A 13718-nucleotide genomic window follows, 5' to 3' on the forward strand; every position below is an offset into this window, starting at 1 on the left:
GTCAAGCACCTATCCCGACCCCCTGGTACGCACGTGCCAGGGGGTTCGTTCGTCTGGATTCCACAACACGACTCACTCGACTGGGCTCTCGCTTCGTCGGTAGCTTATTGAAAAGCTCACCCGCCTTGATCGTACTGGAAGCCACCGGCGGTTTTTGAAGTGACTACTTGGCGGGAGAGCTTACGAGATAATAAAGCGTCTATCGTGATTCAGTCCGGATTGGTAGGTGCCGAGGTCAGTTCCCTACGTCGACCACAGCATGAGCAGCGTATGGGTGATATCGTAGGCGTGAGCAATCGCTTTCAGGCTGCCTTCACCGCCATGAACTACTTTCTATTCAATGGCAAGGGGTCACTCCAAAGTGGGTCAATTTTGCATTGATACTGACAACCTTTTTATGCCGACTCAGTGGCTTGAGAAGCGCAGTATGGTTTCTTCCTGCAAGGTCTGACCCGGTTTCAGTACGGTGCTCGGGAACTTGGGCTGGTTGGGCGAATCAGGGAAATGTTCGGCCTCTAACGCGAAGGCGTCGCTCTGGCGGTAGGTTTTTCCAGTGCTACCGGCCACGCTGCCGTCCAAGAAGTTAGCGGTGTAGAACTGCAAGCCCGGCTGGGTGGTGTGAACCTCCAGCACGCGGCCGCTTTTCGGATCGATCACGCGGGCGGCGAAGCCGGGCTTGTCTTTGCCGCCGTTGTCCAGCACGAAGTTATGGTCGTAGCCGTGCCCCCAAAGCATCTGCTGATGCGAGGAGCGCAGGCTCTTGCCGATGGGTATTGGCTGGCGTAGGTCGAACGGTGTGCCGTCCACTGGGGCCAACTCGCCGGTGGGGATCGAGGTGGCGTCTGTGGGGGTGTAGCGCGAGGCGGCGATCTCGATAATCTGGTGCTCCACGCTGCCAGACCCTTCGCCGGCCAGGTTAAAGTAACTGTGGTTGGTAAGATTGACTACGGTGTCGCGGTCGGTAGTGGCGCTGTACTGGATGTGCAGTGCATCGCTGTCGTCGAGGATGTAGCGTACATGTGTGGTGAGCGTGCCTGGGAAGCCGTTCTCGCCGTCCTTGCTCACGTAGGTCAGCTCGGCACCGACGCCGTCGGGCACGTTGACTGGCTGTACCGACCACACTTTGGCATCGAAGCTGTCCGGGCCACCGTGCAGGGTATTAGGTGCGTTGTTGATCGGCAACTGATAGGTCTGGCCGTTCAGGGTGAAGCGGCCGGCGGCGATGCGGTTGGCGTAGCGACCGATCAGTGAGCCGAAGTGGATGCTACCGTTGTGTTGCTCGTAGTCCTTCAGTGAGCTGAAACCGAGCGCGATATTGGCTAGTTTGCCCTGGCGGTCGGGTGTATTGATATCGGTGAGGATTCCGCCGTAGCTGATAAACTTGACTACAATGCCGTGGGTGTTTTTTAGCGTGTACTGGCTGACTTCCTGCCCGTCGGTAGTGGTGCCATAGGGCGCCTGCTGCAAGGGTTCGGCCGCTTGGGACGGTAGAGTGCCCACGGCGCCGAAGCTGGTGAACAAGGCTGCAAGGATCTTGGCCCGGAAAACGACCGGACGGGAAACAGGAAAATCGGACATGAAATCGCTACTCCGCGAAAGGATTTATGGCGCCAGGGAGAGACTCGGGCTTTCTCTATCGCCGATGCCTATTGTGATTCCGTTATGCATGACATAAGGGCAGTTTGGGCAAACTGTCCATCAGTCGATGCCATTGAATGCCAGGTCAATAGTGCTCGGTTTCAGCTCACTGAAAATACTCTCCAGCTTAGTATCTATGAGGGTTTTAGTTATTTCCACGATCATGATATTACCTTGGCCCAATCGGAGTTTGGCCGCTGAGTTAATTCTGGATCAGGGGGGCTGTTTGGGCTGAATCGAAAAGCTACCCAGTATACGTTATCTATCGGTCAGCCTTTAAGCTTGGAATATTTATGGACAATTTGACCCGACTTGCCGAACAGCTAGGCCAATCTCTTGTTGCACGCTCTGCCAAGGTGAGTACCGCAGAGTCCTGTACCGGCGGTGGAATAGCCGAAGCCATCACTCGTATTGCGGGCAGTTCCGCCTGGTTCGAAGCAGGTTACGTTACCTATTCCAATGAACAAAAGACTCGGCAACTGGGTGTTCCAGCTATGTTGTTCGAACAGGTCGGGGCGGTTAGTCGGGAAGTGGTCGAAGCGATGGTCTGTGGCGCTCAGCGCAATAATGGCGCGCACTTTGTCGTAGCGGTAAGCGGCATTGCCGGACCTGGCGGCGGTTCACCGGAAAAGCCGGTGGGAACGGTTTGGCTGGGATGGGCGGCAGGCAATGCGCTATATGCTCGCTGCTATCACTTTAGCGGCGACCGTCTAGCTATACGCATGCAGGCGGTTGAGGCCGGGCTCAGCGGGTTGCTTGAGCTCTGCAATGGAGGAAATCCTGATACCAATTGCCGAGCAATTGCGTCTTGAATCTGTTGATGTTTTGTTTAGGCCATGACCATCACGCTTTCGGTATTTCCTTTCAATGAACTACGTTTATCCTCGGAATGGGCACTTGGCTACATTCGGTCTTCCTGATCTGTTCCCGTCTATGTCGCTCACGCTTGTTATAATGAAATCAAGTACTGACGTAGAATTTTCCAGCTTCGACTTGGGCTCGCCATTGAGTATTAATCAGTGTGTTGCTAACGCGCGCTCTTTCAATAGGCGATAATCACGACAATATACCCTTATTCTTTTTTATCGAATGATTACAGAAAGCGTCAATATTCCTGACAGCCCGAACATATCCGGATAAATTTTACCAACAAGTTAATGTTCGACCGCAGCCGTTAATCCCTTGATGTGCAGCGCGAAGAACGGAATAGCCCGGCCACTTGGCCGTCGACCAAGACGGATGCTCAATGAACCCGAATTTTCTCGATTTCGAACAGCCTATCGCCGATCTGCAAGCCAAGATCGAGGAACTGCGCCTTGTTGGCAGCGACAACTCCTTGAATATAAGCAATGAAATCGCCTTATTGCAGGAAAAGAGCAAGTCGCTCACTCAGAGTATTTTCGGCAATCTGACCAGTTGGCAGATTGCTCAACTGGCCCGTCACCCGAAGCGCCCTTATACGCTTGATTATGTCCGGCTGTTATGCACTGAATTCGAGGAGTTATATGGTGATCGGCATCTCGCCGATGATACTGCCATCGTGGGTGGGATTGCTCGTCTGGACGGGCAGCCTGTGATGATTATTGGTCACCAGAAAGGTCGCGATGTACGCGAAAAGGTTCGTCGTAATTTCGGTATGCCGCGCCCGGAAGGCTATCGCAAAGCCTGTCGGTTGATGGAAATGGCCGAGCGTTTCAAAATGCCAATTCTGACCTTTATCGACACTCCCGGTGCCTATCCTGGTATTGATGCTGAGGAGCGTAACCAGAGCGAGGCAATTGCCTGGAATCTACGAGTAATGTCGCGCCTGAAGACACCTATCATCGCGACCGTAGTCGGTGAAGGAGGCTCGGGCGGGGCACTGGCTATCGGCGTTTGTGATCGATTGAACATGCTCGAGTACTCGACCTATGCGGTCATTTCTCCGGAAGGCTGTGCCTCGATTCTCTGGCGAACAGCCGAAAAAGCACCGGAAGCGGCCGAAGCGATGGGGATTGTCGCAGCTCGGTTGAAGGAACTCGGTATTGTTGACAATGTAATCAGCGAGCCACTGGGGGGAGCCCATTGCAACCCCGAGGCGATGGCTGAAACCATGCGTGAGGAGTTGTTGGTACAGTTGGATGTCTTGAGGTCGCTGGATACCGAGACACTGCTGACTCAGCGCTATGAGCGGCTGATGAGCTATGGTATCGCCTGATGACAAGAGGGCTGTGAGCAGCCTTGGATGGGCGATGGGGTTTCTCGGTCGCTCGTCGATCTGAATGTCTGGTATGGTGCTGATCTATGTCTTTGTCGTCTCGCCTGCTCGCAGTGCTTGGTCGATGGCTCGGTGCACCTGCCTGGCATATCGGCTTTTCCGGCGGGCTGGATTCTACGGTTTTATTGCATTTGTTGGTCGGTCTGCGCGAGAAGCATGATTTGCCGCCTCTTTCAGCTATCCATGTCCATCATGGTCTGCAGCCGGCTGCAGACCATTGGCCTGAGCACTGTCGCGAAGTTTGTTGCAAGCTCGATATTGCGTTCAAACCGGTATGGGTAGCCGTAGCACCACAAGCAAGCCTCGAAGCTGCTGCCAGGACAGCCCGCTATGCGGCATTTGCCAATGCCCTCCAGGCCGGTGAGTTGCTACTGACTGCGCAGCATCGCGACGATCAGGCGGAAACCCTTCTCTTTCGCCTGTTGCGTGGAACTGGCGTGAAAGGATTGGCCGGTATGCCTGGCGAGCGGATGCTTGGTCAAGGCCGGCTGGTTCGGCCATTACTGTCGACAAGTCGGCAGGAATTGGAACTTTACGCCAGGAGTAAGAGGCTTCACTGGATTGAAGACCCCAGCAATGAAAACCTGGAGTTTTCCCGTAATTATCTTCGTCAACGAATAATTCCTGCTCTGCTGGCCCGTTGGCCGCAGACACAGGTCAGTCTAGCCCGTACTGCCAGCCATATGGCCGAGGCGCAGGAACTGCTTGGTGAATTGGCGCGGATTGATTTGCAGACGGTAAAGGCATCTTCGCGATTCGAGTGGCTGAGACTGCCTTCATTGAATTTCGCAGCACTGTTGGGCTTGTCTCCGGTTCGTCAGCGCAATCTGCTGCGTTACTGGCTGGCGGATTTTACCCTACTGCCCGAGACAGGCCATTGGGATGGTTGGGATAGTTTGCGTGATGCCGCCAGCGATGCCATGCCGCGCTGGCGTTTAGCAAGCGGAGAGTTAGTACGAGCCAATGATTTTTTATGGTTTTTACCAAAAAACTGGTTTGACTCGCTGGAGTTGAGAGCACAGCCCTGGGTGCATTCTCAACAGGCTCTGGATCTACCTGGCAATGGGCGTATCTGGCTTCAACAGGGGAGACCGGGCAAGGTATTGGAAATTCGTTATCGGCAAGGAGGGGAGGTCATATCTATCCCTGGCCGCGGGCGCCGCGATCTGAAGCGTTTGCTGAACGAAGCCGGCATCCCCTCTTTTGTGCGTTATCGCCTGCCGCTTCTTTATGCCGATAATGTACTTGTAGCGGTAGCCAACCTGCCGCATTGCTCGATGAACGGATATTCGATTGGCTGGGTGCCTCCAGGTTTGAGGTGAAAACCCCTTTCCGGTAGACTACGCTCCCGTCTCTACAGCAGCCGCAGCCTTCGGGTGGCGATACTCTTGCCATTCTGTCAGCAGTGTAGTCGCATCTTCGCTTTCCCCTGGCGGCGCCGGCCGCTTAACGCAGAATCTAGGGTTTTTCATGACGCGTTATATCTTCGTCACGGGCGGTGTCGTTTCTTCATTGGGGAAAGGCATTGCCTCAGCTTCCTTGGCAGCTATTCTTGAAGCACGGGGCCTGAAGGTCACCATGCTTAAACTGGATCCGTATATCAATGTTGATCCGGGCACCATGAGCCCTTTTCAGCATGGCGAGGTGTTCGTTACCCACGATGGCGCCGAAACTGACCTCGATCTGGGGCACTATGAGCGCTTCATCCGTACCACCATGACCCAGGATAATAATTTCACCACCGGTCGCGTCTACGAGCATGTGCTACGCAAGGAGCGCCGTGGCGACTATCTGGGGGCGACTATTCAAGTCATTCCCCATATCACCGACGAGATCAAACGACGCATAATCAAAGGTGCGGGCAATGCCGAGGTCGCTTTGGTTGAAGTGGGTGGCACCGTTGGCGATATCGAGTCGCAGCCGTTCCTCGAAGCGATTCGCCAACTGCGGGTAGAGGTTGGAGCCAGGCGCGCAATGCTGATGCATCTCACCTTAGTACCTTATATCGCCACTGCTGGTGAAACCAAGACTAAGCCGACCCAGCATTCCGTGAAGGAGTTGCGCTCTATCGGCTTGCAGCCCGATGTGCTGGTTTGCCGCTCCGATCATGCTATCGATCTGTCCTCGCGACGCAAGATCGCGCTCTTCACTAATGTGGAGGAGCGAGCAGTGATTAGTCTGCCGGATGTTGATACTATCTATAAAATTCCTGCTATCTTGCATGCTCAGGGTTTGGATGATTTTGTGGTGGAACGTTTCGGGCTGGACTGTGCCAGTGCCGATCTTTCCGAATGGGATCGGGTGGTGGATGCCAAGTTGCATCCGGAGCGAGAGGTAACCATTGCCATGGTTGGCAAGTACATGGAACTCCTCGATGCCTATAAATCTTTGATAGAGGCTGTGGGGCATGCTGGTATTCAGAGCCGAACGAAAGTGAACCTGCGATATATCGATTCCGAGGATATCGAGAATCAGGGGGCAGGCCTTCTGGGTGATGTCGATGCCATTCTGGTGCCTGGCGGCTTCGGGTTGCGCGGCGTGGAAGGTAAGATCGCTGCAGTCAGATATGCGCGTGAAAACAAGATCCCTTATCTGGGAATCTGTCTTGGTATGCAGGTCGCGGTGATTGAGTACGCCAGAAACGTTTTGGGCTGGACCAGCGCCAACTCCACCGAATTCGACCGAGACAGTAGTCATCCTGTCGTTGGCTTGATCACCGAATGGGCCGATGCCTCTGGTAATACTGAAATCCGTAGCGAGACCTCCGATCTGGGGGGAACCATGCGCCTGGGTGCGCAAGAATGCCTGTTGGAGAGCGGTTCGAAGGCTTTCGAGTGCTATGGCAAAGAGCGAATCGTCGAGCGCCATCGCCATCGCTATGAGGTAAACAACAACCTGTTGCCGAAGCTGCAGGAAGCCGGTCTGAAAATCACTGGTCGTTCGGAGGACGGTGCTCTTGTCGAGATGATCGAAGCGCCAGATCATCCCTGGTTCGTAGCCTGCCAGTTCCATCCAGAGTTCACTTCCACTCCCCGTGACGGACATCCTTTATTCAGTGGTTTCGTCGATGCTGCTCTGGCTCGGAAAGAGGGCAAGGCATGATTAATAAAATCATTCGTGTCGGCAGCATTGAACTGGCCAACGACAGACCTTTTGCGCTCTTCGGTGGCATCAATGTACTGGAATCTCGCGATCTGGCCCTTAAAGCTTGTGAGTATTACGTAAAAGTTACCGAAAAACTCGGTATTCCTTATGTGTTCAAAGCCAGCTTCGACAAGGCTAATCGCTCGTCCATAGCCTCTTTTCGTGGTCCGGGTCTGGATGAAGGCTTGAAAATCTTCGAAGAGATAAAAAGGACATTCGCCGTTCCGGTCATCACTGATGTTCACGAGCCTTATCAGGCCGCTCCGGTGGCAGAGGTCTGCGATATCATCCAGCTTCCAGCCTTTCTGTCCCGCCAGACTGATCTAGTGGTAGCCATGGCTAAAACAGGGGCGGTGATCAATATAAAGAAAGCCCAGTTTCTTGCTCCGCAAGAAATGCAACATATCCTGCGTAAGTGTGAGGAAGCGGGTAATGAACAACTGATTCTCTGCGAACGTGGATCATCCTTCGGCTACAACAATCTGGTGGTTGATATGCTGGGCTTCGGTGTCATGAAACAGCTGGGCTATCCGGTTTTCTTCGATGTTACGCATGCTCTGCAAATGCCAGGTGGCCGTACCGACTCCGCGGGTGGTCGTCGTGCCCAGGTAACCGATCTTGCCAAGGCAGGTATGAGCCAAGGGTTGGCCGGTCTTTTTCTGGAAGCACATCCTGATCCGAACAGCGCCAAGTGCGATGGTCCTTGTGCCTTGCCGCTGGACAAGCTTGAGCCTTTCCTTTGCCAGATCAAGCAACTGGACGATCTGGTCAAAAGTTTTCCGCCTATTGAAACCGCTTGAGGCGTGCCGCTCGAGCCCTTAATGGAGAGTGAATGACAATGACAATAGCAAAAATCGTTGAGATCAAAGGTCGCGAAGTTTTGGATTCTCGCGGAAATCCCACTGTAGAAGCCGATGTCATCCTGGACAATGGTGTTGTCGGTAGTGCATGTGCGCCTTCCGGTGCCTCTACCGGCTCTCGTGAAGCACTGGAATTGCGTGACGGCGATAAAAGCCGCTATCTGGGCAAAGGTGTGTTGAAAGCGGTAGCCAACATCAATGGTCCGATCCGTGATCTGTTGCTGGGCAAAGATGCAACCGATCAGAAAGGCCTCGATCACGCCATGATCGAGCTGGATGGTACCGAGAACAAATCCAAGCTTGGAGCCAATGCAATTCTTGCCGTTTCCCTGGCTGCGGCCAAGGCTGCAGCCAAGGCCAAGAATATACCGCTCTATGCCTATATCGCTGAACTGAACGGCACTCCTGGCCAATACTCCATGCCGGTACCGATGATGAATATCATCAACGGCGGTGAACACGCTGACAACAACATCGACATTCAAGAGTTCATGATTCAGCCGGTCGGTGCGAAAAATTTTGCCGAAGCGCTGCGGATGGGTGCTGAAATCTTCCATCATTTGAAAGCTGTGCTCAAAGGCCGTGGTCTGAATACTGCCGTTGGTGACGAAGGCGGTTTTGCCCCAAACCTGACTTCCAACGAAGATGCTTTGAGCGCTATTGCAGAAGCTGTCGAGAAGGCTGGTTACAAGCTGGGTACCGATGTAACTCTGGCTCTGGATTGCGCTTCCAGTGAGTTTTTCGAAAAAGGTCAGTACAACCTCGCTGGTGAAGGCAAGACCTTCGACGCTGCAGGTTTTGCCGACTACCTGGCGGGTCTGACTCAGCGCTACCCGATCATTTCTATCGAAGATGGCATGGATGAGTCCGACTGGACTGGTTGGAAAGGCCTGACTGATAAAATAGGTACCAAGATTCAACTGGTCGGCGATGACTTGTTCGTAACCAATACCAAGATCCTCAAGGAAGGTATCGACAAAGGCATCGGTAATTCCATTCTGATCAAATTCAATCAGATCGGTTCGTTGACTGAGACCTTGGAAGCCATTCAAATGGCCAAGGCCGCTGGTTATACGGCTGTGATCTCGCATCGCTCCGGTGAAACCGAAGATTCGACCATCGCTGATCTTGCGGTCGGAACCGCTGCTGGCCAGATTAAAACTGGTTCTCTGAGTCGTTCGGATCGTATTTCGAAATATAACCAGCTGCTACGTATCGAAGAACAACTTGGTGCGAAAGCTCCCTATAAAGGACGTGCCGAGTTTCGCGGCTAAGCGGATGTGACAAAAGGGCGGCTGCGAGGCTTGTATGAGCATAGCGAATGACGCAATGTTCACCAGCCCGTAGGCTGCCTTTTTCATGGAAGCTTGAAATGTTCAAAGCTCATTACTGGCTTTTTCTTTTGCTCGTTTTGTTGTTGGGTGGCTTGCAATATCGCCTCTGGGTAGGTGAAGGCAGTCTGGCCCAGATAGCTGAACTCAAAAAACAGATTTCCGATCAGCATGATGAAAACGAGCGTTTACTCGAGCGTAACCGTCTTCTTCAGGCCGAAGTGATGGAATTGAAACAGGGTATGGAAACCGTCGAAGAGCGCGCTCGTCACGAACTCGGCATGGTCAAGCAGGGGGAAACCCTGTACGAATTGGCTGAATGAACCGTGACCAATCAAACTTTTTGGGTTGTGATACCTGCAGCTGGTATTGGCAGCCGTATGCATGCCGACCGTCCCAAGCAATATCTGCTGTTGGGCGGGCGGACGATTCTTGAACATACGCTTGACTGCTTCCTCGACCATCCAGGTCTGCAGGCTCTGGTGATCAGCCTGGCTTCGGATGATCCTTACTGGGGAAAACTGTCCAGTAGCCGGAACCCTCGCATTCATCGTGTCGCAGGTGGTCAGGAACGTGCCGACTCGGTTCTGAATGCCTTGCTGGCGCTGGAAACCTATGGGGCGCGTATGAGCGACTGGGTGCTGGTCCACGATGCTGCCAGGCCAAATCTGATGCGTAGCGATCTTGATCGTTTGCTGCAGGAATTGACTGATGATCCGGTCGGTGGCCTTCTAGCTGTGCCTGCACGGGATACCTTGAAACGCTCCAGGGTTGATGGTCGAGTGGAGGCAACGGTGGATCGTTCGGTCATCTGGCAAGCCTACACGCCACAAATGTTTCGTCTCGGGATGCTGCAAAGCGCCCTGAGTTCTGCCTTGAGTGCTGGGGTTTCCATTACCGATGAAGCATCGGCGTTGGAGTGGGCTGGATATGCTCCGCGTTTGATTGAGGGGCGAGCAGATAACCTTAAGATAACGCGCCCCGAGGACCTGCAGTGGCTTGAAAAGCAGTGGAAGCAATAGCAGTACCACCATAAGTTACAGTTGGATTAGTAGGTTTTCGTATTGATTGCTCTCTGATCGGATCAAATTTGCAGGGTTTTCTGCCTGAGAATGTATATGCTGACCAGCACTGCACTAGTCAGCATGCCGATGCGAGCCCAAGTCAAAGTTACTAGCCAGAAAGATATGCTGATGCTTAGCCACATGAAGCCGATGCTATAGATTTTTCCTTTCAGCGGAATACCCGATCCATCCAGATAGCCGCGAAACCAGGGTCCAAGACGTGGATGCCCTACCAACCAGTCATAGAAGCGTTGTGAGCTGCGGGCGAAACAGGCCGCTGCAAGCAGCAGGAAAGGGGTAGTTGGCAGCAGAGGCAAAAATATGCCGACCACGCCAAGCGCAACGCTCAGCCAGCCCAAAAACAAAAAAAAGTAGCGGACCAGCGGGTTGCGGTACAAAGGGATTTCTCTGGTTGCCGTAGGCATGGTTAGTGGCAATCAGTGACGTTTAGGCTTGAGAAGTGCCGGCTTTTCCTCAGGAGCATGGCAAATGAGGTAAAGAGCCGTCAGCAACTCTGGGATTTGAGTAATCATTTCATGAACCAGATCCTGATCTTGGGCAATATCGGAAAACTCAGGCTGTTCGTCGAATAATCCAGACCCGACCATTATAGGTAGTAACAGTTCGCTGACTTCTTCTTCCGCTTCTTCGAACCAGATCGCCTCTCGCAAGAAGACACCTTCCATAAATCCGATACACCAGCCACGTAGTTCGGATTCGTCTGGATCTTTTCCCAAGTCTAGCTCACATGGCAATTCCATATTCTCGTCACTGGCCAGTTGGCGAGCAATGTGGGCTTTAAGCTGGGCGAGCGTCGCTTCTATTGCGTTTTGCTCTGTTGTGTCGATGTACTGCGGAGGTTCGGCAAATAGCGCATCGAGCCATTCTTCCTCCGGCACCTGTTCTGGACAAATACACAGCGCGGTCAAATAACCGTGAGCGGCTATGAAATCCAAGGCTTCCTCGTGCAGATCATCGGCATCTAGGAAAACTTGCAGACGGGCCAGTTGCTCGGCAAAAGACATCAGAGGTTACCTTGGGATTTAAAGGTATCGATTTTAGACGAGCTGCTTGGCTCAGGCTACCTGTGCGTAGAGTAGAGTTTCGTCAAGCCTTGAGGTTCCGGAAGCTTTTCAAGCCCTGGATCAAAGGGAATTTATTTTCATTATGCTTTGGCTGGTGGCGTTACAGTGTGTTCAACACTCTCACGTATACTTGAATCGCTCGACGTTTCGTTACCGCGGCAATGGAATGTCGATACACTCCAGGCCTCCGCTATCAGAGATAGGCATGCTTGACCAGGCACATCACATCCTCAAGGATATTTTCGGTTATGACTCGTTTCGTGGTAACCAAGCCGCGGTCATCGAATGCGTAGCGGCTGGCAGCGATGCGCTTGTACTCATGCCCACTGGTGGCGGCAAGTCCTTGTGCTACCAGGTGCCGGCTCTGTTGCGCGATGGTTTGGCCGTTGTGGTTTCACCACTGATTGCGTTGATGGACGATCAAGTCGCTACCCTTGATGAACTGGGTGTTTCCTCTGTAGCGCTTAATTCAACGCTAGGCCCGGACGAGCAGAGAAACATTGCCGAAAGGCTCAAGCGTGGCGAAATAAAGCTTTTATATCTCGCTCCCGAGCGTTTGGTTCAACCTCGGATGCTGGCCTTTTTGCAAAAGCTGCCCATTGCTCTGTTCGCTATTGATGAAGCTCATTGTGTGTCGCAATGGGGACATGATTTCCGGCCTGAATATCTGCAGCTAGGACAACTTGCCGAGCTGTTTCCCCTTGTTCCACGCATAGCATTGACCGCTACTGCAGATAAACGTACTCGTGAAGAAATCGCTGTACGTCTGCAGTTGGAGAATGCAGGGTGTTTTCTGTCGAGTTTCGATCGGCCAAATATTTTTTATCGCATCGTGCCGAAAGATCAGCCTCGTAAACAGTTGCTGAGTTTTCTTGCCGAGCATAAAGGTGATGCCGGTATTGTCTACTGCCTGTCACGCAAGAAAGTTGAAGAAATAGCTGGCTTCTTGAGTCAGCAGGGCTTTCCTGCTCTGCCTTACCATGCGGGGTTGCCTAGTGAGCTACGTGCCGCCAACCAGAAACGTTTCCTCAACGAGGAAGGGTTGGTCATGGTCGCAACTATTGCCTTTGGCATGGGGATCGACAAACCCAATGTGCGCTTTGTCGCTCATCTTGATCTGCCGAAATCGCTAGAAGCCTACTATCAGGAAACGGGCAGGGCGGGGCGTGATGGACTGCCATCCGATGCCTGGATGGCATACGGTCTGCAAGACATGATTTTTCTCAAACAAATGCTGGCAAATTCAGAAGGCGACGAGCGGCACAAACGGGTCGAACAGCACAAACTGGAAGCCATGCTGGCTCTATGCGAGGAGACGCGTTGTCGGCGACAGGCACTCCTGGCCTATTTCGATGAGGATCTGCCGCAACCTTGTGGGCATTGCGATATTTGTGTCGATGGGGTGGAAACCTGGAATGCTACAGAGGCTGCTCGTCTGGCGCTGTCGACGATTTATCGCAGTGGGCAGCGGTATGGCGTCGGCCATCTAGTGGATATCTTATTAGGGCGCGCAAACGATAAAGTGAAAGGGCTTGGGCACCACCACTTATCCGTATTCGGGCTTGGCAAGCAGCATTCCGAAGGCGAATGGCGTTCATTGTTTCGACAGTTGATCGCACGCGGTCTGGTTGATATCGATCTGGATGGCTATGGGGGCTTGCGACTTTCCGAGAGTTGCCGGCCACTATTGCGTGGCGAGGTATCTTTGCAGTTACGTCGTGATATTGGCTCCACCTTGCCGAAAAAGCCGTCGGCCAGTGCCGCCAGCCAATTGGTCCGCACTGAAGAAAGGCAACAATGGGAAGTGTTGCGTTCGTTACGTCGCAAGCTTGCAGAAGAACATGGCGTGCCGCCCTATGTCATTTTTCCCGATGCGACACTCCTGCAAATGTTGCGCAGTAAACCAAGCAACCTGCAGGAAATGGCGCGAATCAATGGTGTTGGTGGACGTAAATTAGAGCGTTACGGCGAGTCGTTTCTGGCAGTTCTACAAGGCAATTCTTCAATACAAAAGCCTGCTGCCGATCTTCGACATGAACTGATCAGCTTGGCGTGCGCTGGGATGACGCCTGCGCAGATCGCCAATCGATTAGGCTGTACGGAAAAAAATATTTATAGCTTGCTGGCCGAAGCGATTGGGCGCCGGCAGCTTTCTCTCGAGCAAGCGGTGGATGTACCGGAAGATTTATTGGGTACCATCCAGGATGCTTTTTTGGATGGTGAAGGAGAATTGCCCTCCTCAGCCGTAGTAGCAGAGCAATTGGGAAAGGAGGTGCCAATTGGTGTGTTACATTGCGTGAGAGCTGCATTACTGGCTGAATTTGGTGAATAACCATTAA

General features: G+C 53.0%; 12 protein-coding genes. 9 read left to right on the forward strand and 3 right to left on the reverse strand.

The window, feature by feature from the left end:
* Positions 1 to 405 precede the first annotated feature (405 nt).
* Positions 406 to 1578, reverse strand: a complete 1173-nt coding sequence (locus FHR87_RS13950) for an aldose epimerase family protein (RefSeq protein ID WP_183167328.1) — start codon at positions 1576 to 1578, stop codon at positions 406 to 408.
* Between the two features lie 353 nt (positions 1579 to 1931).
* Between FHR87_RS13950 and FHR87_RS13955 the strand changes: the two genes are divergently transcribed.
* The 8 genes from FHR87_RS13955 to ispD all read left to right on the forward strand — a co-directional run bounded on the left by FHR87_RS13955 (position 1932) and on the right by ispD (position 10252).
* Positions 1932 to 2450, forward strand: a complete 519-nt coding sequence (locus FHR87_RS13955) for a CinA family protein (RefSeq protein WP_183167329.1) — start codon at positions 1932 to 1934, stop codon at positions 2448 to 2450.
* 434 nt (positions 2451 to 2884) lie between these two features.
* Positions 2885 to 3835, forward strand: a complete 951-nt coding sequence (locus FHR87_RS13960) for an acetyl-CoA carboxylase carboxyltransferase subunit alpha (protein ID WP_183167330.1) — start codon at positions 2885 to 2887, stop codon at positions 3833 to 3835.
* An 86-nt stretch (positions 3836 to 3921) separates the two neighbouring features.
* Entirely contained in the window at positions 3922 to 5217 is a 1296-nt protein-coding gene (gene tilS / locus FHR87_RS13965; RefSeq protein WP_183167331.1) for a tRNA lysidine(34) synthetase TilS, read from the forward strand.
* A 148-nt stretch (positions 5218 to 5365) separates the two neighbouring features.
* The gene (locus FHR87_RS13970; RefSeq protein WP_183167332.1) at positions 5366 to 6997 is read left to right on the forward strand and encodes a CTP synthase; all 1632 of its coding nucleotides are present in this window, start codon (positions 5366 to 5368) and stop codon (positions 6995 to 6997) included.
* On the forward strand, positions 6994 to 7839 hold the full coding sequence (kdsA, locus tag FHR87_RS13975; protein WP_183167333.1) for a 3-deoxy-8-phosphooctulonate synthase: 846 nt from the start codon (positions 6994 to 6996) through the stop codon (positions 7837 to 7839). The genes FHR87_RS13970 and kdsA overlap by 4 nt, the downstream gene beginning before the upstream one ends.
* A 44-nt stretch (positions 7840 to 7883) precedes the next feature.
* Positions 7884 to 9173, forward strand: a complete 1290-nt coding sequence (gene eno / locus FHR87_RS13980; protein WP_183167401.1) for a phosphopyruvate hydratase — start codon at positions 7884 to 7886, stop codon at positions 9171 to 9173.
* 98 nt (positions 9174 to 9271) lie between these two features.
* Positions 9272 to 9553, forward strand: a complete 282-nt coding sequence (gene ftsB / locus FHR87_RS13985; protein ID WP_183167334.1) for a cell division protein FtsB — start codon at positions 9272 to 9274, stop codon at positions 9551 to 9553.
* A 3-nt stretch (positions 9554 to 9556) separates the two neighbouring features.
* The gene (gene ispD / locus FHR87_RS13990) at positions 9557 to 10252 is read left to right on the forward strand and encodes a 2-C-methyl-D-erythritol 4-phosphate cytidylyltransferase (protein WP_183167335.1); all 696 of its coding nucleotides are present in this window, start codon (positions 9557 to 9559) and stop codon (positions 10250 to 10252) included.
* 62 nt (positions 10253 to 10314) lie between these two features.
* Here the strand turns inward: ispD and FHR87_RS13995 are convergent, their stop codons facing one another.
* Positions 10315 to 10719, reverse strand: coding sequence for a YbaN family protein (locus FHR87_RS13995; protein WP_183167336.1), 405 nt, complete (start codon positions 10717 to 10719; stop codon positions 10315 to 10317).
* Between the two features lie 12 nt (positions 10720 to 10731).
* Positions 10732 to 11319: a YecA/YgfB family protein gene (locus FHR87_RS14000; protein ID WP_183167337.1), complete on the reverse strand. Its 588-nt coding sequence runs from the start codon at positions 11317 to 11319 to the stop codon at positions 10732 to 10734.
* Positions 11320 to 11584: 265 nt separating this feature from the next.
* Between FHR87_RS14000 and recQ the strand changes: the two genes are divergently transcribed.
* Positions 11585 to 13711, forward strand: a complete 2127-nt coding sequence (gene recQ / locus FHR87_RS14005; protein ID WP_183167338.1) for a DNA helicase RecQ — start codon at positions 11585 to 11587, stop codon at positions 13709 to 13711.
* Positions 13712 to 13718: the final 7 nt, after the last annotated feature.

It is taken from the genome of Azomonas macrocytogenes, from assembly GCF_014191985.1.
Lineage (GTDB): Bacteria > Pseudomonadota > Gammaproteobacteria > Pseudomonadales > Pseudomonadaceae > Azomonas > Azomonas macrocytogenes.

Bases quoted from the DNA above. Each gene is read 5' to 3' on its own strand.
- FHR87_RS13950 (WP_183167328.1), bottom strand. From the start codon at position 1,578: ATGTCCGATTTTCCTGTTTCCCGTCCGGTCGTTTTCCGGGCCAAGATC.
- FHR87_RS13955 (WP_183167329.1), top strand. From the start codon at position 1,932: ATGGACAATTTGACCCGACTTGCCGAACAGCTAGGCCAATCTCTTGTT.
- FHR87_RS13960 (WP_183167330.1), top strand. From the start codon at position 2,885: ATGAACCCGAATTTTCTCGATTTCGAACAGCCTATCGCCGATCTGCAA.
- tilS (WP_183167331.1), top strand. From the start codon at position 3,922: ATGTCTTTGTCGTCTCGCCTGCTCGCAGTGCTTGGTCGATGGCTCGGT.
- FHR87_RS13970 (WP_183167332.1), top strand. From the start codon at position 5,366: ATGACGCGTTATATCTTCGTCACGGGCGGTGTCGTTTCTTCATTGGGG.
- kdsA (WP_183167333.1), top strand. From the start codon at position 6,994: ATGATTAATAAAATCATTCGTGTCGGCAGCATTGAACTGGCCAACGAC.
- ftsB (WP_183167334.1), top strand. From the start codon at position 9,272: ATGTTCAAAGCTCATTACTGGCTTTTTCTTTTGCTCGTTTTGTTGTTG.
- FHR87_RS13995 (WP_183167336.1), bottom strand. From the start codon at position 10,719: ATGCCTACGGCAACCAGAGAAATCCCTTTGTACCGCAACCCGCTGGTC.
- FHR87_RS14000 (WP_183167337.1), bottom strand. From the start codon at position 11,319: ATGTCTTTTGCCGAGCAACTGGCCCGTCTGCAAGTTTTCCTAGATGCC.
- recQ (WP_183167338.1), top strand. From the start codon at position 11,585: ATGCTTGACCAGGCACATCACATCCTCAAGGATATTTTCGGTTATGAC.